Here is a 274-nt window from a genome sequence, read left to right as displayed (position 1 = left end):
AGGTGCTCGGTCCTTCCGAGGAAGCTAAGGCCGCGTTGGGGTGAGGCCCTCACTTCATCCGGCGACTAGCACCGTGCCGGCAGTCTACAGCATGGCTTCCGTCTCCGAGCTCGCTTGCATCTACTCCGCCCTCATCCTGCACGACGACGAGGTGACGGTCACGGAGGATAAGATCAATGCCCTCATTAAAGCAGCTGGTGTCAGCGTCGAACCTTTCTGGCCTGGCTTGTTTGCCAAGGCTCTGGCCAATGTCAACATTGGGAGCCTCATCTGC

Annotated in this window: 1 protein-coding gene; it reads left to right on the top strand. The window is 59.1% G+C overall.

Annotation, left to right across the window (positions count from 1 at the left end; genetic code table 11):
* Positions 1-91: 91 nt before the first annotated feature.
* Positions 92-274: 60S acidic ribosomal protein P1 (locus RWK90_RS17285; protein WP_314038866.1), on the top strand; the 183-nt coding region annotated here is incomplete at its 3' end.

This window comes from Dietzia sp. CH92 (assembly GCF_032248695.1).
In the GTDB taxonomy this organism is placed as follows: domain Bacteria; phylum Actinomycetota; class Actinomycetes; order Mycobacteriales; family Mycobacteriaceae; genus Dietzia.
Note: the sequence above shows the minus strand (reverse complement) of the source record. Positions and strands in the feature narration are given on the sequence as shown.